The organism is Natrinema halophilum (assembly GCF_013402815.2).
In the GTDB taxonomy this organism is placed as follows: Archaea; Halobacteriota; Halobacteria; order Halobacteriales; family Natrialbaceae; genus Natrinema; species Natrinema halophilum.
In genome coordinates this window covers 601,024-623,425 of the sequence record NZ_CP058601.1, presented here as the reverse complement: position 1 = coordinate 623,425, position 22,402 = coordinate 601,024, and the positions used below count along the sequence as shown (strand labels likewise).

Annotated in this window: 26 protein-coding genes and 2 pseudogenes; 23 read left to right on the top strand and 5 right to left on the bottom strand. The window is 57.4% G+C overall.

Going from position 1 to position 22,402, the window contains the following annotated elements; translation table 11 throughout:
• The first annotated feature begins 112 nt into the window (after positions 1-112).
• The 11 genes from HYG82_RS23775 to HYG82_RS23725 are packed head-to-tail and all read left to right on the top strand — an operon-like array spanning position 113 to position 4,208.
• Positions 113-343 carry a hypothetical protein gene (locus HYG82_RS23775; protein WP_179259613.1) on the top strand — a complete coding sequence of 77 codons (231 nt, stop codon included), beginning with the start codon at positions 113-115 and terminating at the stop codon, positions 341-343.
• A complete protein-coding gene (locus HYG82_RS23770; protein ID WP_179259612.1) occupies positions 340-588 on the top strand; it encodes a hypothetical protein in 249 nt (82 codons plus the stop codon). Before HYG82_RS23775 ends, HYG82_RS23770 begins: the two co-directional genes overlap by 4 nt.
• Positions 585-893 (top strand): hypothetical protein, encoded by a 309-nt coding sequence (locus HYG82_RS23765; RefSeq protein ID WP_179259611.1) that lies wholly within the window; start codon positions 585-587, stop codon positions 891-893. Before HYG82_RS23770 ends, HYG82_RS23765 begins: the two co-directional genes overlap by 4 nt.
• A complete protein-coding gene (locus tag HYG82_RS23760) occupies positions 893-1,174 on the top strand; it encodes a hypothetical protein (RefSeq protein ID WP_179259610.1) in 282 nt (93 codons plus the stop codon). Before HYG82_RS23765 ends, HYG82_RS23760 begins: the two co-directional genes overlap by 1 nt.
• A complete protein-coding gene (locus tag HYG82_RS23755) occupies positions 1,171-1,911 on the top strand; it encodes a hypothetical protein (protein ID WP_179259609.1) in 741 nt (246 codons plus the stop codon). The genes HYG82_RS23760 and HYG82_RS23755 overlap by 4 nt, the downstream gene beginning before the upstream one ends.
• Positions 1,908-2,270 carry a hypothetical protein gene (locus HYG82_RS23750; protein ID WP_179259608.1) on the top strand — a complete coding sequence of 121 codons (363 nt, stop codon included), beginning with the start codon at positions 1,908-1,910 and terminating at the stop codon, positions 2,268-2,270. Before HYG82_RS23755 ends, HYG82_RS23750 begins: the two co-directional genes overlap by 4 nt.
• Positions 2,267-2,413 (top strand): hypothetical protein, encoded by a 147-nt coding sequence (locus HYG82_RS23745; protein WP_179259607.1) that lies wholly within the window; start codon positions 2,267-2,269, stop codon positions 2,411-2,413. The genes HYG82_RS23750 and HYG82_RS23745 overlap by 4 nt, the downstream gene beginning before the upstream one ends.
• Entirely contained in the window at positions 2,406-3,491 is a 1,086-nt protein-coding gene (locus HYG82_RS23740) for a hypothetical protein (protein ID WP_179259606.1), read from the top strand. Before HYG82_RS23745 ends, HYG82_RS23740 begins: the two co-directional genes overlap by 8 nt.
• Positions 3,488-3,769, top strand: a complete 282-nt coding sequence (locus HYG82_RS23735) for a hypothetical protein (protein ID WP_179259605.1) — start codon at positions 3,488-3,490, stop codon at positions 3,767-3,769. Before HYG82_RS23740 ends, HYG82_RS23735 begins: the two co-directional genes overlap by 4 nt.
• The gene (locus HYG82_RS23730; RefSeq protein ID WP_179259604.1) at positions 3,766-4,062 is read left to right on the top strand and encodes a hypothetical protein; all 297 of its coding nucleotides are present in this window, start codon (positions 3,766-3,768) and stop codon (positions 4,060-4,062) included. Before HYG82_RS23735 ends, HYG82_RS23730 begins: the two co-directional genes overlap by 4 nt.
• Positions 4,059-4,208 carry a hypothetical protein gene (locus tag HYG82_RS23725; protein WP_179259603.1) on the top strand — a complete coding sequence of 50 codons (150 nt, stop codon included), beginning with the start codon at positions 4,059-4,061 and terminating at the stop codon, positions 4,206-4,208. Before HYG82_RS23730 ends, HYG82_RS23725 begins: the two co-directional genes overlap by 4 nt.
• Positions 4,209-4,217: 9 nt before the next feature.
• Here the strand turns inward: HYG82_RS23725 and HYG82_RS23720 are convergent, their stop codons facing one another.
• Complete coding sequence (locus tag HYG82_RS23720) at positions 4,218-5,447, bottom strand: site-specific integrase (RefSeq protein WP_179259602.1); 1,230 nt, start codon at positions 5,445-5,447, stop codon at positions 4,218-4,220.
• 182 nt (positions 5,448-5,629) lie between these two features.
• On the opposite strand from HYG82_RS23720, the gene HYG82_RS23715 reads away from it, so the two are divergent.
• The 12 genes and pseudogenes from HYG82_RS23715 (at position 5,630) to kdsB (ending at position 18,681) form a co-directional block, all read left to right on the top strand.
• A complete protein-coding gene (locus HYG82_RS23715) occupies positions 5,630-6,937 on the top strand; it encodes a bifunctional DNA primase/polymerase (protein ID WP_179259601.1) in 1,308 nt (435 codons plus the stop codon).
• Positions 6,859-9,063 carry a hypothetical protein gene (locus tag HYG82_RS23710; RefSeq protein ID WP_179259600.1) on the top strand — a complete coding sequence of 735 codons (2,205 nt, stop codon included), beginning with the start codon at positions 6,859-6,861 and terminating at the stop codon, positions 9,061-9,063. The genes HYG82_RS23715 and HYG82_RS23710 overlap by 79 nt, the downstream gene beginning before the upstream one ends.
• A gap of 132 nt (positions 9,064-9,195) precedes the next feature.
• The gene (locus tag HYG82_RS23705) at positions 9,196-9,765 is read left to right on the top strand and encodes a hypothetical protein (RefSeq protein ID WP_179259599.1); all 570 of its coding nucleotides are present in this window, start codon (positions 9,196-9,198) and stop codon (positions 9,763-9,765) included.
• Positions 9,766-10,122: 357 nt separating this feature from the next.
• Positions 10,123-10,461, top strand: a pseudogene (locus tag HYG82_RS44560) (terminase large subunit domain-containing protein); the annotation flags it as partial.
• Between the two features lie 48 nt (positions 10,462-10,509).
• Complete coding sequence (locus tag HYG82_RS23700) at positions 10,510-11,025, top strand: phage terminase large subunit family protein (protein ID WP_235217807.1); 516 nt, start codon at positions 10,510-10,512, stop codon at positions 11,023-11,025.
• A 152-nt stretch (positions 11,026-11,177) separates the two neighbouring features.
• Positions 11,178-14,336 carry a PEP-utilizing enzyme gene (locus tag HYG82_RS23695; RefSeq protein ID WP_179259597.1) on the top strand — a complete coding sequence of 1,053 codons (3,159 nt, stop codon included), beginning with the start codon at positions 11,178-11,180 and terminating at the stop codon, positions 14,334-14,336.
• Between the two features lies 1 nt (position 14,337).
• Entirely contained in the window at positions 14,338-14,988 is a 651-nt protein-coding gene (locus HYG82_RS23690; protein WP_179259596.1) for a gamma-glutamyl-gamma-aminobutyrate hydrolase family protein, read from the top strand.
• Positions 14,982-15,806: a phosphocholine cytidylyltransferase family protein gene (locus HYG82_RS23685; RefSeq protein ID WP_179259595.1), complete on the top strand. Its 825-nt coding sequence runs from the start codon at positions 14,982-14,984 to the stop codon at positions 15,804-15,806. Before HYG82_RS23690 ends, HYG82_RS23685 begins: the two co-directional genes overlap by 7 nt.
• 8 nt (positions 15,807-15,814) lie before the next feature.
• Positions 15,815-16,336 (top strand): adenylyl-sulfate kinase, encoded by a 522-nt coding sequence (locus tag HYG82_RS23680; RefSeq protein ID WP_179259594.1) that lies wholly within the window; start codon positions 15,815-15,817, stop codon positions 16,334-16,336.
• Positions 16,333-17,052 (top strand): hypothetical protein, encoded by a 720-nt coding sequence (locus HYG82_RS23675; RefSeq protein WP_179259593.1) that lies wholly within the window; start codon positions 16,333-16,335, stop codon positions 17,050-17,052. The genes HYG82_RS23680 and HYG82_RS23675 overlap by 4 nt, the downstream gene beginning before the upstream one ends.
• Positions 17,049-17,801, top strand: coding sequence for a formyltransferase family protein (locus HYG82_RS23670; protein WP_179259592.1), 753 nt, complete (start codon positions 17,049-17,051; stop codon positions 17,799-17,801). Before HYG82_RS23675 ends, HYG82_RS23670 begins: the two co-directional genes overlap by 4 nt.
• A 127-nt stretch (positions 17,802-17,928) precedes the next feature.
• Positions 17,929-18,681 carry a 3-deoxy-manno-octulosonate cytidylyltransferase gene (gene kdsB / locus HYG82_RS23665; protein ID WP_179259591.1) on the top strand — a complete coding sequence of 251 codons (753 nt, stop codon included), beginning with the start codon at positions 17,929-17,931 and terminating at the stop codon, positions 18,679-18,681.
• A 39-nt stretch (positions 18,682-18,720) separates the two neighbouring features.
• Here the strand turns inward: kdsB and HYG82_RS23660 are convergent, their stop codons facing one another.
• The 4 genes and pseudogenes from HYG82_RS23660 to HYG82_RS23645 all read right to left on the bottom strand — a co-directional run bounded on the left by HYG82_RS23660 (position 18,721) and on the right by HYG82_RS23645 (position 22,046).
• Positions 18,721-19,533 carry a class I SAM-dependent methyltransferase gene (locus HYG82_RS23660; RefSeq protein WP_179259590.1) on the bottom strand — a complete coding sequence of 271 codons (813 nt, stop codon included), beginning with the start codon at positions 19,531-19,533 and terminating at the stop codon, positions 18,721-18,723.
• Positions 19,534-19,568: 35 nt separating this feature from the next.
• Complete coding sequence (locus HYG82_RS23655; RefSeq protein WP_179259589.1) at positions 19,569-21,314, bottom strand: sulfatase-like hydrolase/transferase; 1,746 nt, start codon at positions 21,312-21,314, stop codon at positions 19,569-19,571.
• A 177-nt stretch (positions 21,315-21,491) separates the two neighbouring features.
• Positions 21,492-21,636 (bottom strand): annotated as a pseudogene (locus HYG82_RS23650) (IS630 family transposase); the annotation flags it as partial.
• 263 nt (positions 21,637-21,899) lie between these two features.
• Positions 21,900-22,046: a hypothetical protein gene (locus HYG82_RS23645; protein ID WP_179259588.1), complete on the bottom strand. Its 147-nt coding sequence runs from the start codon at positions 22,044-22,046 to the stop codon at positions 21,900-21,902.
• Positions 22,047-22,402 lie beyond the last annotated feature (356 nt).

The window sequence follows — 22,402 nt, the reverse complement described above, 5'->3', positions numbered from 1 at the left end:
ATATCAGAACCAACAGCACAATCACCCACTCGCGGCACACGCCGGAGCGCGACCCAAGTACCAATCAAACCGCGCCCCGGCAGCCCGCGGACTGGATCAACACAGGATGCCTATGGACGACCCAGCCAGCCGGGACAACGCCCGGCACGACAGTAAACGTACCGACACACGACCCTCACCGAAGAACTACCTCAAGGTCTGCATTCAGCGCCTGACCGGCGAGCCACCGCGCGTTGAAAGCGCAGTCGACGTCCACGGCCGGTTCTGGCTCCAGGATCGAGAGAATCCTGACGAGGCCTACCTCTGGTCTCGGGAAACGATCGACGTGGAGGGATTCCGATGAAGAACGTCGATCGTGCCCACACGAGAGAGGACGACGACGTCGACGAATCGGCGACCCTGGTCAAGCACCTGCAAATAGCCCAGGAGTTCGACGACGCCGAGGCACGCGAAGAGATGCCCGAACTACTCGAAGGCGGCCCGATGCTCGGCGCACATCGCTACCTCGTCACGGGAGAGAGCGACGACGCCTGGCTCGCGACAAACTACGTTATCGGCGTCGGGTACAACGGGGGTGATCGGACATGACGACCCAGGTAATGACCCTCGAGGAGTACGCCGACATGATCGGCGAGCTCGCAGCGGACTGGGACGGCGATCAACCTGCGGTTCTCATCGGTGACGTCACCGGCAACGTCAGCGTAAACGCCAAAGAGGGTTACTCGAAGTACGGCCCTGTTGGGTACGCCCAGGAGTGTTTCGAGGGCAACGGTGTTTTCGAACTCGGGCAGCATGGAGACCGCCGCTTTTTCGGTACGATGCTGTTCGCAGCTGAGGACCTCGCCGAGGAAGCAAGAGCGCAACTCGAGGCTGACAAGGAGGTGACCGCCTGATGGAGCTCACCGGTCGCGACCGGATCACGGTCGAGAAGGACGGTGAAGAGGTCGAGGTCTTCAACCACGCCAGTGTCAGCACGCACCACTACGCCAACAGTATCAACGGCTACGACACGTTCGAACCGACCGTCTCGAAGGGAGATCTGGGCAGCGGCCCGAAGCCCGAGGCCGTAACGCCACGTCTGGCGAACGTTCTTCGTGACGAGTTCCACGCAGATGTCGAGGACATGGGGATCGACGTGATCGACCCCGAATCCGAGGAGGTCGATGTGCTATGATCGCCGGCCAGCTCGCCTTCCTCACCGAAACCGTCGACGAGCCGCTCGAGAACTACCACGACACGCAACGGGCACTCCACGTAGAGTCAGCCGTCAGCTACCTCGACGACGAACTCACCGTCCAGCGCGGAACGGTTGGCGGCCGCGTCCCGAAAGAAGAGGAGAACGTCTCGATGGACGGCCACATGATCGAGATCGAGCGCGACACCCGCATCCGCACAGTTGCGAGTGAGTGGATCGCCGACGTCACCGGCGGCGGTTGGATCGTCGCCGATCGCACCCACGCGCCACGAAAGAGGGACGAACACCTCGAGGTCGACTGGCCGTTCACGGAGTTCGTCAAACGGACCGGCGTCGAGATCAAGGCGACCGTGCTCTCACCCGCCGAGTTCGTTCGTAACCAGCGTGACGCCGATCGCGACTACACGATCGAGATGGCCTCACGAGAGTTCAACGGCGACGACGTCTCGATCCAGTGGGGCCAGGGTGCGATGAAGAAGGACGCGATCAAGTCCGACGTTGGCGTCGCGTTGACGACGCTTTGGAACGGCGAGTTCGTCCGCCTCGTCGTCTACGGCTCGGGCTACTTCGCGATCTGGGAACCCGCGGACTGGTCGATCGAGACCTTCGCGCGGTTCGTCGACGAGGAGATCGTCCCGATCGCGTGGGTCCCCGAGACCGAAGAGGAAGAGGAGACCGAACAGGGGACGCTCGAGACCGAGCGGGTGGAAGCATGATCGACCCGGGCGACGCCGACGACTACGTCGAGCTGGGCGACGTCGTCTCGATCTACCACTGCCCCGAGTGCGATGCCGACCTCCGCATAGAGTTTCGAGCAGACATGCCCGCCCACGCGATCGGGCTGGCCTGCCCGCATGGCCATGTGGGGATTCCTATCCGCGTCAGGGATCCCGCCCGCCTCGACGAGGCCTTTGAATCGCGCCACCCGCCTATGTGCTGGGAGTGCAGCGAAGAGGTCCACAGCGGAGATCATCCGTCGACAAAAGACGGCTATCCCCTGCATTCGGGCGAGTGTACGCGGATATATCACGAACAGATGGATCGCCTCGAACTGCTTCAGGGTGATTCGGCATGACAGCTCGCTACGAGGTCGTCGGTGCGCTCGATCGGTCGGTCGCCGACGCGATCGGCACCATCGGCGGCGATGCAATCCTCATCGATGACGGCAACGACGAAATCCTGGTCGCCCGACCCGCGACGGGTGATGACGATGACTGACTGTACCCTGTGCGGCATGCCGACCGCCCCCGGCCGCCGCACGTGCCGGGACTGTTCGCTCGAGCAGCGTCACGGCGTTCCATCGGACCACGACCGAACGCCGTGGGTCCTGGGCGACGAGTGGCACGCCTCGATGTACTTTGACGGCTCCCGTCACACGTGCGCCTGCGGAGTGACTGTCGAGACGCCACTCAACCACAGCACCGAGGACCTCCGGTATGTGCCAGACAAGTACGGTGCCGAAATCTGCTCGGGCTGCATCAACCAACTCGAGGAGGAAAACGACAGTCGCCTCGAGACACTCCCCGATGGTGGGGAGTTCGAACCCGCGAGCGAACTGCGAGCCGATGGTGGCGAAGTCGACGTCTACGAGTGGGTACTCGGGAACGTCCACAAGTATCCAGCCGGCACCGACTCGCGCTGGGGCTGTCGAAGCAATCTGGTCCACCAAGGACGGAAACTCGACGGTGTCAGCAAAGACGACATCGAGGAGGCGATCGCCCGTGCCGTTGAGAATGAAGACCTCATTTCGTGGCATGGACTTCTGGCTCGAGCGGAGATCGACCGACTCCGGGAACTCATCCGCGTCGAGCACGAGGAACACGACATCACCCGGTCGATCCTCGTCGGGAAGTGCAACAAGCTCATCGCGAAGAAAAAACAGGAACAGGCTGACGAAGCCGAACGCGAGATCGCGACCGACGGTGGTGTCGATCAGTGGTTGAACGGTACTGATCAGGATGAATTACGCTTAATCCGTGCAAATTCGACCAGAACACTGACCAGACTAACTAAAAAGAGCAGGCCGAGTGCGAGAAAGACCAAGACCTCTCCTTGGCTCACCCATTCTGCGTCTATTAGCCCAATTGTCCACCCAATAAGCAAGCCAGTGAAGGTGGTAAATGCAAGGCCTAGACCCACGAGACGTCGCTTACTCCCTCCCATATCATCATTTTGCGGGTTGTATTGTATAAGCGCACAGCCTGAAGATCTTGGCTTATACTGTGTCCACCGAAGTGATTTCGGGTTAGAAATATCATTACAACTGGACACTGAACAGCGAGGTGACCAGCCGTGACGGGTGGCTCGTACACGACCACCTGCAACGCCTGCAGCTCCGAGATCGGTGCGTCGGCTCGGTACTGTCCCAACTGTGGCGAGCGCCAGCCGTGGTTCACAGACGGCGACGGCAGCCTCGAGGAGGTGTACCGTCGCGAGATGATCGCCGAGGCAGAGGACGGCGGCCTGCAGATCGGCGATCGCGCACAGGTCGATCCCCGAGTTCTGGGTCTACTCGTAATCGCGCTCGGACTTGCGACGATCAGCCTGATTGCTGTCGGGGTGACCGCCCTATGAGTACCGTCACGCAGTCACCGCGGTACACCGAGATTAGCGTCTCGGAGCACGCCTACGATCGGTGGACCGAGCGTTCGGCCCAACCGAAATTGAACCCGCGAGCCGCGTGGCTCGAGGCCATCCCAGTCGAGTATCCGAGCATCAATCCGCCTGCAAAGTACGCTCGCTACCACCAGGAGACGGATCTCGTCCTCCTGGTGGCCGGCGACGACACGCTAATCACGTGCATCCCACTGTCGCAACGCTCCGTGAAAGAACAGCAGTACGTTCTCTCTCAGGTGACCGACGAATGAGTACGAAAACCCCTGACCCCGAAGCCGAAGCACGAAAGACAGTCGAAGAAAAACAGGACCTGTTCGAACGGATCGCGGAAGCTGACCTCCCGATCTCGGACGATATCGAACGCGTTCTCGAGCTCGCCGACGGAGGTGACGAGTAGATGATGGCGTCAGTCGTCTTCGAGGAGCAGTTGCCGAAGGGCTGCGTTCTCGTCGACGGCGTCCTTCGCCTCCATGACCTCATCAAGCGAGAGGTCCTCAATCTCGGCCACCGCGCCAGCCGTCTCCATCCATCGGCGCTCGAGCTCGTTATCTTGGTCGATCGCCCGCTGGGAGAGAGCCTGGCCGCACCAGACACAGACCTCGTTTTCACGGGGCGTCTCTCGATCGCATCGAGGGCAGACCAGCGGTGCGAGGTCCTCGTGTTCGTCCTCCTGGACGTCGATCCCATGCGCCTTCGCGATCTCTCGATCGTTCGCATCGGCGAAGACCGAGACGTAGCGGGCAGCAATGTCCGACCCACGGGTCCAGCCGTGATGGTCCTCGAGGTGTGCCTGGGAGATTCCTTGACTCGCGAGATGCGACGCCGAGGATTTTCGGAAGTACGAGGGCGTGACGGGTCGGTCGACGTCAGCCTTTCGCGCCTTCTCTTTCAAGATGTCTCGGATTCGATTGTTCGAGATCGAGTCGCCAGAGTTGAGATTACACCAGAGCGGATCGCTTCCACTACCGGGATGGACCTCGAGCCACCGGTTGACGTAGGGGACCGACGGGATGAGGACGGGCGATCGCCGGCCTGTCTTCCCGTCGACGGTAACCTGGAGGCCGTATTTGTGGTCAGAGATTTGCTTCGGTGTCAGATCGAACAGCTCGAACGGACGCGGTCCGAGATCCCATGCGAAGGCGATGAGGGCGCGATCGCGAAGATTCGAACAGGCGTTGATCATCGGGAGGATGTCTTGTTCCCATCGGAGCATCTCTCCGGGATCCGGCGCCGGATCGTAGTTGTTGGGATAGCCACCAGGGACCCATTCGATGCTCTCGGGAATTTCGTCGACGTCGTCATCGTCGCTGGCGAGTTTGCCGAACTGGCGAAGGGTGACGCGATAGTCCTTGTTAGTCTCTGGCGAGTCGGCCTTCTCTGTATTGATCCAAGCGACGAACTGTTCAGCCGCCGCGCGGTCCTCGAGGGCGTCTGCGAGCCCGCCGACTTCCTGGGCCATCTTTACGGCTCGCATGAGGTACTTCTCGTGAGCGAAATCAGAGTACTTCGACGGTCCGAGGATACGAATCGTATCCGACATCCGTCGGAGCGCTTCGGCATCGTCCTGGCTCATGTCCTCGGCCTCGTCGATCCGCTTTCGGAGGCGTTTGATCGACTTTCCCGGGTTCGCGGTCATGACTTATACTATAAGTGTGGGCATGTAAAGATAGGGTGTAGATCCCTCCCCGGGCATTTTACTAAAAGTTGTCATGCCCAGTCGAAACTGACCGATAGCGGCCGATATCCTTCTTTCAGCGATGTGTATTTTGCAGCACACAACGCGATAGATAATTCGATGTCTGCGGAGGTAAGTTTCTAATGGTGGTCGGCGTGACGGAGTGCTTCCGCTGTGGCACGACCGAGGAACTTGAGCGCTTCGGCAATGCCTACATCTGCGCTGACTGCACTCCGGGGGGCGACGACACCACTGGCGACGACCGATTCGACACGACTGGCGAGCACGAGAACCCCATCGACGTTTCAGACGTGACCGATGCCAAGCGCGCCGATATGCTCAGCGAGTACCTAGAGCGATTCGTCGACGAGTTTGGCAGCATCCCGCAGCTCATGCCCCTGGATGACGAGGGGAAGGCGCCCATTATCAAGGGCCGCGCCAAGCTCGACAGCCCTGTGGGGAGATCGTTCCTCGTCGACGGCCAGGAGGCCGTCCGCCAGATCCGCGAGGAAGGCGCCCGCGGCTTCGCTATCTACGCCGGCAAGGCTGACCACGGTACCGAAGACGCCGTCTTCATCGACCACGACGACGATAGCTTCCCGACGCCGACCGCCGATCCGACGCTCGAAATGCTCTCGGGCTCCGGTCGAGGCAACCACGAGACTTATCGGAACTCCGGCGATGTCCAGAACGCCCGCGTCGACGACAACGTCGGTGAGATTCGTGCCGAGAACAGGTATGTCGTCGCGCCTGGATCCGTGCATCCGACCGGGGGCGTCTACCATCTCGTTGAGAACCGCGACATCGCAACCCTTGCCGACAAGGACCTAAACCATTCGATGCGCCCAGCGTCCAGTCGTCGCGATAGGGACGGCGACAGTGGCCCGACGACCATCGACCTCAAGGATGAGGGTGACCCCCCTGACGACGACACTGTCCAGAAGCGTCTTGAGCGCGCGTTCCAGAACAGTCATGACGGTAATCGTATCAGGAAGGTCTATAATGGCCGGTATCGGGCCGCCGGCTTCGACGACCGGTCGTCCGCAGAGATCTGGCTTGCGAACCGCCTGGACTCGTGGGTCGGTCGGGGTAACCGCGCGGTCGTTGAGCGGCTGATAGACCGTTCGAACCTGCAGAAGTGGCCCGAACGACCCGACCGAAGTTATCGCGCTTCGGTGCTTTCGGAGGTCGGTTACCAAGATTGGTACTACGATCCCGAGCAAAGCGGCGACGACGAATACGGCCGTGACGAAAACCTTCCCGAACTGCTTGATGCTGCCTTTCAGGAGGACAAGAACGACATCAACAGTCGTGCGATGTCGACGCTTCCATCGGCCAGCTTGACGCGCTCGCTCCACACGAGCGCAAGCGCGTGGCTCGGAAACGAGGCCTTGATTGGCCCAGCACCGACGCCGCTCGCGACCGTCTCCGGGACACCATCCAAGAAGTAATTCGTCACGAGGATGACCGTGTCATCGACGCCCCAACCTCAATCGGCAAGAGTTACAAGATTTCTAGTACCCGGTGGGATGCTCGCGATGACATCACCGGCGGTCGTCCGGTGGTTCACCTGCTCGAAACTTGTGATGCTCGCGACGAGGCCATCGAGGTTGCTGACGAGGAGGGTGGCCAGTTCCACGTCCTCCGCGGCCGTCATGAGGCCTGTCCAGTCTGTGCTGGCGACCACGATCCCCGGCAGGTTCGTGAGTGCGACGACGAGGACCGCCAAATCGTCACCGTCGACGATGAGCCGGCGTCACAGGTCATCGACCGACTGTGCGAGCACAAAGGCCTCCCTTTCTCGACCGCCCATCAGTACGTCCAAAAGCACAACGACCAGGATTTCGCCCAGCTCCCATGCGGTGGTGACTCCTGCAAGGCCATTACGCAGTGGGAACGCTATCATGAGGGTCCCTCAGGCGACCTTGACGATGAGGACGACTGGCCACTTGTAATTGCGACCCATAACTTCTCGTTTGCACCCGGGCTTCGCCACGGTAACAACATTATCATCGACGAGCAACCCGACTTCCGCATGGAGCTGTCGACCGAGCGCGTTCGGACGGCGGTCACCGCATATCTTCAGGAGATCGACGCACCCGTGAGCACCTGGGAGGCGCTCGTCTCGCTGTCCCAGCATGAGGACTATGTTGACGACGCCGCCACCGAACGCGATGCGCTTGACTACACACTCGACCGGGACCCCGACCGTGAGTGGTTCATCGAGCACGAGGACGCTCATGTCCTCGTGCCGGCACTCGCACGGGCTATCTTTCGGTCCGAGGATCGTGGCAACGGACGGCGTGTTGGCAAAACCGCTAACGAACCGCCGCGTCTTGATGCCGCTGCTCGTGAGGATGGGGACTGGAACCGTGAGTGGGTGACTGTCGTACTCGACGAATCCAACGATGTGCGCCAGGTCCGCATTACCCCTGACTTCTCCTCGGCCCGGAGTGTGCTCGGGCTTGACGCCCACCCCGCGGTGCCGGTTTGGCAGGCTAACACCGTCCCCTGGATCGATACCGCTGAGGTGCTCGACGCCGAAGAACGGCGTCTCTGGCGGCGCTACGAGCGAGGCCTTCGTGTCGTCAAAGTCGGCGACGCTACACGGCCACTTTCCGGCGAGAAAGCCCAGGAGTGGCTCGACGAGGATCATCTGTGCGCGCTCATCGAGCATCTTCGTGCCGAGTACGGCGCAGACTTCGGGACCGCCATCACGACAGCGCAGGTTGAGGAAGACCTTCAGCGCCTAATGCGTGAGGCTGGCATCAGCCCAGAAACGATGCACTATGGCGAGGAAAAATCGAGGAACGACTTCGCCGGCGAGGCCGTGGGATTCGTGAACGGCTGTATGGATCCCGTCGATGACTACGTGCTGGACCTGCTTGCTGAACTTGACCTTATGGCCGAACCTGAGACGGCCGTCGACGACGACGGCGACGAGTACCGTGCACGAGGTCGTGGGTTCGAGGGATCGGATGCCGATAAGGCGGCGGCCATCCTTGCGAGTGTTCGCGAGAACCACGTCGCCCAGGCTGGCGGCCGATACGCACGGAGCCCCGACAATCCCGACGCGACCGCGACCGTCTACCTGTGGACTGACGCCGCGCCGACTGGCTTCGTCGATGTCGAAGTGCCCGGCGTCGAGTGGCTCTACACCGATCTTCAGGAGGCCGTCGTTGACGAGCTGCGTGATGCGCCCGGGTCGCTCACCGCCCGAGAGATCGTCGACGCTGTCGATTGCTCGAAAGAACATATTCGTCAGGCGTTCGACGCACTCCGCGAGGGTGACCTCGCCGACGCACTCGAAGGTACGGGTGAGCACGGCGCGACGCTTTACAGCGACGACGGGCTCCCGACGCGGGGTATTGTCGACATCGGCGATGAATCGCCAACGGACGCTTATGAGGTATCTAATAGGTGGGCGTTGGCGATTCGTGAACCTGAACGCTGCGGCGGGATTGATAGCTCCGGGAGTGATACCGCAAGCAGGAGCGAGTGGGATTGGCGGACCGCTGCTACGGGGGTGAGTCCCCCGATTGATGTCCGAGAACGCTCGCGAACAATGGGCGACTGACAGCCTCCCGCCCAGCTGCAAGTGCGTCAAGAGAGCGTTCAAGCCAGCAGATACGAACACACTGACTCGCCGGGAGTTATTCGAGTTGATCGAGCTTCTCGGAAGTGACAGAACTACAACGAGGTGCAACTCATGACCGAAGATTTACCGAACTACACGGCACTCAAACTGCCCGAAAACAAGCCGATTGAAGAGTACACACACCACGAACGCAGAGCCGCGCTGTTGCATCGTATCCGCGAGGCTGGTTCACCGTATGCTATTACACAGGCCCGCGAGGCTGAACGATTCGGTGTGCATCGTTCGACGATCTCGAGGGACATGACTCGCCTCAAGCAGGCGATTGATGCCCATCTTGGTGCCGATGCGAAACTGACGACGCGAGTTCTCTTCGAGACAATCACCGAGGAGCTACTTGATGAAGACGACTGGAAGGCAACGAAAGCAGCCTGGGATATTGTTATGGACTGGAACGACTGGCTTGCCGACCTCGGTGCTCAGCATCGAGAACCGAAGCAGTCATCGGTTGACGTGGAGATGCAATCGCGGAATCTTGACGTCGCGTATCAGACTGTCCGTGACGGTGACGACCAATCGTTACCTACCACCACGACTGGCGATGTCGACTACGAAGATCTCGGATTCACGTCGGCACCATCATCGATCGAAATCGACTCGTCAGGAGGTGAAAACGATGAGTGACGCGGGTTCTGACGACACGATGGACACCAAGGATCAGCAGCGTATCCTCAGAACATTGTGTCAACCTCATCCCGGGCAACAGGCTATCATGGACCATCCGGCACGGTTCCGAATTGTTGCCTGTGGCCGCCGGTGGGGAAAGTCCGAGATGTGCGCTCATCATGGTCTCCAGCGTGCGCTTGAGAACCCTGGATCCAATGTTTGGTGGTGCGGGCCCACCTATGACGATGCCAACCACTATGGCTTCGATAAAATGATGCCACTACTGTCGCCGGCTATTCTCGCTGACAAGCCCAAACGGGCGAAGCCACGCGCACTGCAGCTAATGAACGGTTCTAAAATTCGTTTCGATCGGCTGAGCGCGAAGACTCTCTTCGTGGAGGCGGTGTTGACTTCCTCATTATCGACGAGAGTGCATCTGTTCCCGAGCGGGCGTGGGCTGAGGAACTTCGACCGACGCTTTCGGATTCCCAGGAGGATATGATTGCTATCGGGACCCCGAAGGGCCGTAACTGGTTCTATCGATGGTTCAAACGAGGGCAGTCAGATGATTATCCGGACGTCGCGAGCTTCCAAGTCCCAACGCATCAGAACCCACATATCCCCAATTCGGAGGTGGCCGCTGCACGCGACGATATGCCGGACTGTGTATTTGAACAGGAATATCTCGCGAAGTTTGTTGACGATGCGAGTGGTGTCTTCCAGAACATACGCAAACGCAATGTTGAGTCATATTTTCTTCCTATGAGCGCCGCTGAAAGCACCGGACCGTATGCGATCGGCGTCAACTTTGCCCGTGTTGAAGACTGGACCGTTATCGTCGTTCTCGATGCTGATGGTCGGATTGTAGCGTTCAAGCGTCTCCAGCAAACGACGTGGACACGAATCCAGCAGACAGTCGAACGTTTCGCGGATACGTACACGCCAAGCGCGACCGTTCTCGATGCTACTCGCGATAACAAAATCGTTCATGATCTCGAGGACAGCGGATACTTCGTCGATCCAGTCCGATTTTCGCCTGCGAACAAACGAACGCTGATCGAGAACCTGACCACCGAACTCGAAGCTGGACGGATTACGATCCCAGAGTCTGTGAAGACGCTTATCAACGAACTCCAAGTCTATGAATCACAGACGAGCGAACGAGGGCGGGTCCGATACACTTCCCCATCTGGATTCCATGATGATTGCGTTGATGCACTGGCGTTGGCTGTTTCGGCAGAAGACCCCAATCCCCGAGCAACCCCTTCGACGTTCTAAATATGTTCAATATATTTTCATTTATCGTGATTTGTTGGCTACTTGCTCAGTTGATTAATAGGGAATTGTTATAAGGAACTCAATTCTAAATATCGAATAGCTACTAGCTCAGGGTATCAGAGTAATATGTCAGGAAATCCACAGACAAAACAATGAACGAGTCACCAACTCAGGCACTCCTCTTGGCTTCTGGACGCGGAGTCAGACGGCTTGACGCTCAGAAAAGCAAGCCGATCCCACTTGTAGAGACGCCCCAAGGGCAGGCCATTATAGATAGTCAGATCGAGGCCGTGAAACAAGCAGACATCGACGAAATAAATTGTCTCGCAGGGTATCACGTGGAAAAACTCGTTGAGACGCACCCGGAGATCGAGTACTACTATGATTCCGAGTGGGAAAATGATAGCAATATATCCGGTCTGGCCCAGTATCAGCAATTACTCGAAGGTGATCTTATTGTCGTGACTGGCGAGACGCTACTCCAGCCGGAAGCGATAACACGACTGCGAAACGTCGACTGCGACGTCACAGTGGCCGTCTCCCGGTTCCCAACAAATGAGGCGGCACAGGAGGCAAAGCGAATGCTCACCGAAGACGAACTCGTTCTCCTCGAGGACGGGACCGTCCAGCCGGACGTCCCGGACGACCAACCGCCGGATGCGCGACTTCTGGGCGCCGCGTCGGTATCGGACCGTGGTACCGAGCGCTTTCGGTCTGCTGTGATGGAGTTGTCCAGGGCCGACAATGAGGCGGCCCCGTCATTTTACGACGTCGTCGCTACCCTTTCGTCTGCCGACGTCTGTGCGCTGGAAGTCGAGGAGACAGTCCAGACATACGATAGACAGAACGCCCTCGGGAGATTCCTCCTCGGGACGAAAGCCGATACGTTAGCCCGTCTTGACGGTATCCTCGAGGAAGCGAATATCTTAGACCAGGTCGTCTTCGACGTGGCGACCTGGGAGCAGACGCCTGAGGGTGTCGTCGATCGCATACAGAGTTCGTTCTCGAGTGATCCCATCGTCGTCCGGAGTAGCGCTGTGGTCGAGGACGGATGGCACGATTCACAGGCCGGGGCGTTTCACACCGCACTCGACGTTGATCTGACAGATAAACGCGCTCTCACAGACAGTATCAAACGGGTCGTCGAGAGTCTCCAGGACGGCTCCGGTCGGGCCGACGAAGACCAGGTTCTCATCCAGCCCCAGGTCAGTGACGTTGCGATGAGTGGCGTCGCGTTCACGCGAGACCTCGACTCGGGTGGTCGGTACACCGTCATCAATTACGACGATACGACCGGGCGTACCGACACTGTAACGGCCGGCGAGGGATCCAGTCAACGAACGGCGTATTTTCGGCATGGACTGGACGGGATAAGGACATTCGAGGGAGATAGTTCCCTCGCGTCCGTCAGAGCGGCTGTCGAAGAACTACGCAATCTCCTCAATGACCCGCCGTTAGATGTCGAATTCGTCGTCGATAACGACGGTACGGTGACGATCCTACAGGTGCGACCGCTCGCGGTCCACACGGGAGCCGACCGGTACGACACGCGGGACGTCACTGACGAACTCGAAAGTGTCGCCGAAACGATCAAAGGACTCCAGCGGTCTCGTCCACTGGTGCTGGGCGAAGGCACGGTTCTCGGCGTGATGCCCGACTGGAACCCGGCCGAAATGATTGGGACCGAACCGGATCTACTCGCCACCTCACTCTACGAGTACCTGATTACTGACGACGTGTGGGCGCGGGCTCGCGCAGAGTCCGGCTATCGGGACGTCCGGCCCGAGCCACTGATGGTGACGCTCGCTGGCAGACCGTACATCGACACACTCGTCGACTTTAACAGCTTTCTCCCAGCGACGCTCCCGGACGACCTGGGCTGTCGACTCGTAGAACACTACGTCGACCGACTCTCCGCAGAGCCAGACCTGCAGGACAAAGTCGAATTCGATGTCGCGTTCACGTGCTTGGACTTTGCATTCGACGAGCGCCGGGAACAACTCGAAGACGCCGGGTTTACAGACGAGGAAATAGCGACGCTGCGACGGCACCTGCGGGAACTCACCGACGACATCGTCACCGGGGACGTTGCACCGATCGCAACGCAGTGTGACCGCCTCGTGCGACTGGCCGACCGGCGACAGCAGTTACTCGACGACGAGTGGGAGACCTGGTCTGACACCATCAGATGCGTCACTCACCTTCTCGACGACGCCCGCGAGTTCGGGACACTCCCGTTTTCGATTCTCGCCCGCTATGCATTCATCGGAACCGTGTTTCTCCGGTCTCTCGGCGAGCGGGGCGTCCTCACCGACGAAGAGATAGAGACGATATCGGAGGGGGTTCCAACCATCGCTCAGGAACTGGCGACAGACATGCAGCTACTGCGCGAGGGGGAACTTGACGAATCGGACTTTCTCACGCAATACGGTCATCTCAGGCCCGGAACCTACGACATCTGTTCGCCCCGGTACGACGAGGATCCTTCCGGGTACTTCGACGTGGACGGGGGCCTCGATGCGGATCCGCTGGCACTCGAGCGGGACCGCGAGTCAGAGTTGACCGAGTGGAGTCCGACGCTATCTCCGGAGGCGGAGGCGGTTTTCGAGGACTCGCGCGACCGGATTCGAGCACTCATTCGGGACGAGGGATTCACGTTCACCGTCGACGAACTGATCTCGTTCATCACCGAGTCGATCCCGCTTCGCGAACTGGCAAAGTTTGAGTTCACGAAGAACCTCTCGGCGGCACTCACGTTACTTCGTCGGGGCGGAAGAGAGTATCACGACCTCGAACCGGACGAATTGGCCGCTCTCACGTTCGAGGAAATCTGCCAGTCCGCAACGACCAACCCCTCACCGGTACTGTCACGTGAGTTCGACCGAACTATCAATTACCGTAGCAAGCGCGCACAGATCCAGGACCGCATCACGCTTCCACCCGTGATCCGGGATTCATCGGAGGTGCGGGCGTTCGAAGTCAAGTCCGAACAGCCCAACTACATCACCAACGAGACCGCCAGGGCACCTGTCGTTCAGGTCGAGGTACGCGAAGACCTGAGTCCTGACGAGTTGAACGGACGCATCGCGATGATCCCGTCGGCCGATCCCGGCTACGACTGGATATTCGGCTCGGACATCGCCGGTCTCATCACGAAGTACGGCGGCGTCGCCTCACACATGGCGATCAGAGCTGCCGAGTTCGGGCTCCCAGCTGCGATAGGTTGTGGCGAGGTCGTTTATGAAGATATTACCGGGGCTGAGGTCGTCGAACTCAACTGTGCCGACGGGACCTTCGAGAAAATCAACTAACATGAGCTGTATTCTAGCCACGATGCGTTCGATCCGTGACCCGGCAACGGGCGAACTCCGCGATTCACTCAGCCGCGACTGGAGTTCCTACCTGGACGACCACGGGATAACCGTGATCCCGGTTGCCAACACCCACACGGATCCGTCGACAGTCGTCGAGGACGTCACACCGGATGCGCTGGTGTTGACCAACGGTGAAGACATCGGCTCACATCGACCCCGTGACCGGACCGAGCGGGCACTCATCGACAGTGTGGTCGAGGAGGGCATTCCAGTGCTGGGTGTGTGTCGCGGCCACCAGTTCGTCAATTCTTACTACGGCGGTGACATCGTCGCCGTGGAAGAACACGTAGACCACGGGGCACACGCAGGGACGGAGCACGGGATGCGGATAGAAGAAGAGCCGTTCCGTTCGATGGTCGGTGAGTCGCTCACTGTCAACTCATATCACGACATGGGCGTTACACCCGAGGGTGTTGCACCACCACTCGAACAGTATGCCTTCGCGGACGGCGGTCGGATCGTCGAGGGGCTGTATCACCCCGACCGACCGGTCCTCACGATACAGTGGCACCCGGAGCGACCACTCCCGGATCGCGAGCCGCTCGACCGACTCGTCACGCGCTTTCTAGAGGGGGAATTTACGTGGTAGCCGACGCCGTCACCTGGCTCTGTCTGGCCGCCGGTCAAGGTACTCGTCTCCGCCCGATCACAGACGACAAACCGAAAGCGATGGTTTCCGTCGCAGACCGGTCGCTTCTGAGCTGGTTGCTGGACACCGCTCGACACACCGGTATCGAGGATCGGGCGGTCGTCACTGGATACCTCGGTGACAGCATCGACGACCAGGTCGACGACGATGTCACGATCCACCGGAACCCGGACTACGCGAACACGGATATGGTGCGGTCGCTCTGGTGTGGATCGGACTCGCTGGAGGGGACAGTCGTCATCTCATACAGTGACATCCTCTATACGCCGACAGTGCTCAAAACGGTCCTCGAAGACCCACGCGATGTCGTCGTCGCCGTCGACGAGGACTGGCAGTCCTACTGGACGCGCCGCCACGAGGAACCCGTCGAAGACGCCGAGAGCCTCGCCTTCGACGGCGATCGGATAACGTCTATCGGAGAGAGGGTTGAGTCGATCGACGCACCCGAGGCCCAGTACATCGGACTGATGAAATTCTCCCCGGCGGGGATTGATCGCCTCCGCGAGACGTACGCGGCGCTGGAACGCGCCGAAGCGGAGGGCGTCCGATCGACGGGGACCAAACGGTCCTTCGAGGACATCCACATGACGGATCTCCTCCAGGGGATGATCGAGCGTGACGTGCCGGTCCACGCAGCCCGAATCCAGGGCGGGTGGGTCGAGATAGACACGCCACGCGACCTCGACATCGCTCGCTCCGTATGCACGCCGACGGAGGACGGTACGCTTAATATCGACCGGTCGGAGTTTTCCGGATAGATAGCAGGATGATACTCTGGCTCGTCGGACTCTCGTCTGCGGGGAAGACGACAGTCGGTCACGAACTCTACAAAAAGATTAAACGCGAGCGAAACGACGTCCTCTTTCTCGACGGAGACCACCTCCGAGAGGTCTGGGGAGACGACATCGGACACACGGAGAAAGCCCGGTACGAGAACGGCTGGCGGTACTGTCGTCTCGGGAAACTCCTCGACGATCAGGGCATCCACGCGGTCTGTTGTGTCCTCTCACTGTTCAAGGAACACCGTCAGTGGAACCGCCAGAACCTCTCGTCGTACTTCGAGGTGTACCTCGAGGTCCCGATGGAGACGCTCAAGCGACGCGACGCGAAAGACCTCTATGCCAGGGCCGAACGGGGCGAGATCGAAAACGTCGTCGGCGTCGACATCCCGTTCGAAACGCCGGAAGACCCCGATCTCGTCCTCGAAAACGACGACCCACCGACGGACCCGGACGTGCTCGCCGACCGCATTCTGGACGCACTTCCCGACGACTCACCGTTCCCATGACACCGAACATCCCGTACGAGTACACCGACCGTGATCTGCTTGAAGAACCGGAAAGCTACGAGTACAGCGAGGTACACGGCCGCCCGTTTCTCGACGCGTACGAACGAGACAGAGCGTCCGTCCTCGACAGTATCGAGGCGTCTGTCTCCGGGCGTTGTTCGTCTGACGCCTCCCACTGGCGGGGCCTCCTCGAGGCGGTCGGAACGGACCCCTCCCGGGAGATTGAACGGTCACTCCCGAGATTGGAGTCGCGCACGAAATCGGATGTCACCGAATTCACAGCGGCGTTCGGACAGGTCCCGGACCGGGACCAGGTCGATCAGATTGAGACAGTCGAACTCGAGGCGTCCCTGCTCGGCTATCCCGGCGACCGACCGCTCAATGGGGAGATCGCTAGAACATGGCTCGACTGCCTGACCAAACGGTACGAGGTCGACAAGCGCCTCTCTGCCAGATACGACAGTGACATGGACCCGATCGACGACGAGCCTGCGCCGTGCGTCGCGTATCCGCTCCTTTCGCTCGTCGCGCTCGTCTCACACGAACGCACGGGGAACCTCAAGTACCTAAACGTGGCACTCAAACTCGGCGACCTGCTCTCTTCGAGGCACGAGTCGATCGACGACCAGGGGACGCTTGCGGTGACGTATCTCGCGCTGGCTGTCGAACGCGATGCCATGCAGGCGCTCGCGACGTCTGTGGGGGTAGAGCAATGAGCGACGTGATGTCGAACGTTGCCATGCTCGCTGCGCCGTCGAATCGGAGTCGGATCTACCTGGATGTGCTGGAACGAAACGACCTGTTGCCCGAAACTGCGATCTGTCTGGTCGACTCGATGACCGAGACGGCCGAGCAACGCCGCCGTCAGTCCGAGGACGCGTCCGACGACGACAGCAACGACGACGCAGTCCTGCCCGAAGATCCGGACTTAGAGACCAACCGGTCCGTTCGAGAGCGCTTCGACGACGCCGGTGTGCCCTACCAGACTGTCGAAACCTTGAACCCCAACGACGACGCGGTTGTCGCAGCCGTGGGGGAGCTCGATCAGGATCTGCTGGTATATTCGGGGCCGGGCGGGGTGATCCTGGACGGTGACGTGCTCACCGTTGGACCAGAGTTTCTGCACGTGCACGCTGGGATACTGCCCGACTACCGGGGCAGCACGACCGTCTATTACTCGCTTCTCGCGGACGGACAATGTGGGGCGACGGCATTTATTATGAATGAGCAGATTGACCAAGGGCCAGTTGTCGGCCAGCAGGTGTATCCCCCTCCCGAGAATCCCGAGACACTGGATCTGTACTACGATCCGTGGATTCGGTCGCGCCTCCTGGTCGACGTCCTTTCGCAGTACGAGGAAACGGGAGAACTCGACAGGCGGCCCCAACGGACCGATGAGGGGGAGACGTACTTTATCGTTCACCCCGTCCTCAAGCACCTCACGATGCTTCGCGTCAAGGAGTGAGTGCACCAACTCCTCTCAGCCGGAGCGGTACTTGAGAGTTGGTCGACCGGGGTCGACTCAAGAAGTAGCCCGTATCGAATGGCCAACAGCCAAACTACCTATGTTTCAGTATGGGGTAGTTGATTGTATGCAAGTCGCAGCTGTCATTCCTGCTCGGATGGATTCTACTCGATACCCCGGAAAGCCCCTCTGTGACATCCGGGGACTGCCGATGGTGGAGCACGTCTATCGACGGTGTCAGCTGAGTCCGTCAGTCGACGAGACATACGTTGCCACGCCCGACTCTGAAATCCGGGACGCGACAGAATCATTCGGTGGCGAGGCTATTGACACTGGAGTCCATAAGCGGGGAACCGATCGCGTCGCAGAGGCGGCAGAGTCTTTTGACGCAGACATCATTGTTGCAGTACACGTTGATGAGCCACTGATCACTCCGGAAATGATAGACGAAGCTGTTTCGGCAGTACAAGAGCGCGAGGATGTCGGAGTAGCTAACCTCGGGAGACCGATACGGGACGAGCAGATACATCGGGATCCGAACAGCATTAAGATAGTCGTCGATGAGAGCGGGGCGGCACTATACTTCACCCGTGCACCCATTCCATACCTCCGTTCAACTGGATACGGATCTGTCCCGGTTTTTCACCAGGTGTGTGTGGTCCCGTTTGAGCGCGAACTCCTCCGTAAGTACACCCAACTTGAGGAAACGCCTTTGGAGGCCGCGGAGTCAATCGATATGTTACGCCTGCTTGAGCACGGCCACCCCGTCCACGTAGTCGAGACAGACCGCGAAACATACTCGATCGATTCGCCGGAGGATCACGAGCGGGTTTCCGAACGGATGGCGGCTGATGACGTGTTTGTCAGATACGACTCGTGAACAGCGAGCGGTCGTCTGCTCGGATGACTACGTCGGGGATTACCCCTCGGTCTCGGGTTTCTGTGCGAACGCGACAAGTTCGTTAGAGAACTGCTTCGGAAAGAGGGTATGGAGGGTCGTGTCAATCGCGTCCCCAATTTCGAAAAGTTGGAATCCGCTCGCTCGGGCCACGGACTCGTCAAAGCTCTCGCCCCGCATGTGCGGCGCACGCAGCGAATCGAATTTAAACAGGAAGGACACGTTTCGGGCGAATTCTACATCTTTCAGGGTTAACCCGGTGCTCGTTATATAAAACTCGACATCGTTTCTAGTGAAGTGGAGCTTGTGAAACTCTTTTTCACCACGTTGCTCGGATTTCCACGCTGTTATGTACTCGATGAGGTGGTTCTCCAGACTGTCACATCGAACAGAGAGCACGATGCGACCACCCGGTTTCAGAACTCGAGCGGTTTCGGAGAAGGCCGCCGCGAGGTCCTGGGGATCACCGAAATTATGAAAGAGCCCAAAAGCTAGCACAGCATCGAACGATTCGTCTGGAAACGGGAGATCGCGAACGTCGGCTACTTCGACATCTGCATCGGGATCTATCTCCCGTATGTGATCGATCGCAGTGGAACTAAAGTCGACGCCAGTCATGTCGTACCCCCTCTCGTCGAAATGGAAGTAGAGACGACCGGGACCACAGCCAGCCTCAAGGATTTCCGACGACGGTGAGAGGTCGTCAATAACCATCTTTGCGTATTTTATTGGATAAAAATCGAGCCGATCAAACGTTTGCTTGTCTACACCGGCGTTTTCCCATCTATCTTCCCAGTACGATTCGTTTTTATTGTACCGGTAGACTTTCTGCATGACTCCAATACTGCTTTACATTTTTTTAAATGTAATCATAACTCGTGACGAGTTGCGATTGACTCCTCAATCTCCTTACAACGGGTCCGAGCACGATCCACCAAGATGTCAAACCGTTTATTGATATCATCAATATCTATAGATTCTAGCTCCATTGGATCTGAATCAAGATTGTAAGCAGATTTTATCTCGGTATCAAGGTCACTTGACTCGGTTGGAGAATAAACAATCTTGCGTTCAGCAGAGCGAATACACACGTTTGGTGACTTCTTGACTGGATCAATCGGACCTCTACCATAATCTTCTGCAATGATGTATTCACGTCCCTTTTTTGATAACTGTGATACTGGAGTTCCTTGAAAGCCCGATGGGATATTGAATCCTAGTATGTCGAAAAGCGTCGGGGCAATATCCATCGAAGAACACAAACCTTCGAACGATTCGGACGGCATTGAGGGATGAACGAAAGCAACCGGAATATGCAATAACTCGTCATAGAAATGAGTTGCATGATGGCCAGACCGGGATGGTAACACTTCATGACCGTGATCAGCTGTAATAACTACTAGAGGAGGATTGTCCATTGACTCGTACACCCTGTTCAGGAAATTTTCTAGATTCAAATCAATAGTACGGAGACCTAAATCGTATTTTGGAGAGCCATTTAATTGCCACGGTCGCATGGATCGCATATAACGAAGATGTGATAACAACTCTCTTTCCAATGTATTAGACATATGAGGAAATGGACATGAACTGTCGCTGATCTCCCATGAGAAATAATTATTAGAATGAGCGTCAATGAGGTGAGTCCATGCGAAGAAGGAATTCTCCGTATCTTGTATATAATTAAAAAGGTTTGCAAAAATATACCCACATGAGGAACTACCAGGTGATATTAGTGGCGCTTCTGCCCAAGATTTGATCTCTTTTAAACTTGGTTTCAAACCTTCATTCTTGGCTACCGAAACGAAGTACGGATTCGTCCCACCTATCATCTTGAGAGCTTGGAATTCCAGACGCCGTATCCTCGAAAACGCGAGGTCAATACCGTTCCAATTCTCTGCATCTCGCAATGATTCAATAGCATCGATCTCTGGATAGTCCTTGATCAAATCACGAACAAACTGGTCCTGTTTTTCCTCGTATTCTTCTATAGCCGCTTCAATTACTGAAATGGCCCTCTCCCAATTGATGTCGTGCAACCTTGGTGAAAGAAACGGTAATTTTCCATCACCTTCGTCTGTTTCTCTCTTTCTCTTTTCACACCATTTTCGAAGGAATGGAAAAAAACGTTTGACGAATTCCTTATATGAAGAGAAACCACTAGATTTGGAACTGGAGAACTCCCTCTCTGCATAATATTTTGTATAAATATTCATAAAGCTACCCAGGATCGACGCTAAACTATTGAAGTGGTGAAACCGCTGGAATCCTCGGTCGTACCCAAAAAGAGAATTTGGTGCAAATCCATTCACAAACGCGATAGTATCCATTCCGTGTTGCTCGAATGGTTCCGATATCGATGAAGGCCGTGTGTAAATACCTTTGTCGTATCCACCATAATCAAGCGGTAGAGTCGATGTGATCAAACCAGGTAATGCAAACTGAGTCGGGTATCCGGTACTAAAACAGGAATCCAGAGTGAAGTTATTTTCAAATAAATTATTGATGAACGGCGTTGGAGAAGGGCTACCTGAATTGTTGCCCATAACGTCGGCGCGGGCAGCATCAACTGTTATGAATAGAACACTCGTGTCTTTACCCAGTTTTATGTCCATTTATTGTAGTAAAGAACTCTTAATATTGATTACTTTTCCAGCGTTCGAATAGCATGGTCGCCTTGCGGTAGTCTATCGGAACACATTGACGACGATACAATAAATGGAGTCATGAATTAGTTGGATAGTTTTGAGTCTGCACTTTGGATTAATAAAGCTACTGAAAGAAACTCACGGTGGTCTACCTTGTCGTGGTTTGTGGTATCTATTCAAACGGATAGTTGACTATCCTTTCAAGCCGGTTAAACCATTTCGAGGTTAAACTGCTTGAGAACCCGAACTCTGGAACTTCTGTATCCGTGAGAACGTCCATCTGCTTGTAGTGCCGCTTCAGCTCTGAACTGCAAGATTCGACCGAAAGACGCTGTAGCCAGGATATCTAGCGAATCATTGCTGAAGTGGAAGCAGTTGATTGCGGCTATGAGCTGTTTTCTTGTAGCAGCATCATCAAATCTCCTCTAAAAGGGCATCTGACAGGGACATCTCTGACGTCGCCATATAACCCTTCTTGGCTGGAGTCCGATGAAATGTTATCCTCAGTATGGCAGAAGTTCATCCGTGACGACGTACCCGGTCCGTGGGTTTCTACAACAGTTCGGGAGTCAGTAAGCCGTACCCGCAGTTGGCGTCAGCCATCGCGGTTCCCGAGTAGTTAAAATCTTCCCAGGCATCCCAGCGATCTGCCCCGACGTGATGTGGCAATAACTGCAGAGCCGCCTCGGCAGTGCTCATCCGACCCTGTCCTACCATTTCGAGCAGTGGTTGTTTCTCAAGATTCCATAGTACCTGATCAACTAATTCTCCTCGCTCAGTGAGTTGATATCCCCAGCCGGATTCTTTGACTAACTCGTGTTCAGTCTCTAAGTATCGTGAGGTCCACCACTTCCATCGATTATGACTTTCTGTTAGGAAGCTGCTCCCCCTCGTGAGTGGCAATATACTGGAAAATGACTCGTAACTCCTGGTCTTTTATTTATCCAAATACGGCAGCCCGACGAGTGAATACAGTGACGGTACGGCAGGTGATGGCTACGCTAATACTGACAAATTTCCGTTTTCTACCTCAAGTTCGTCGATGACTTCCTCCA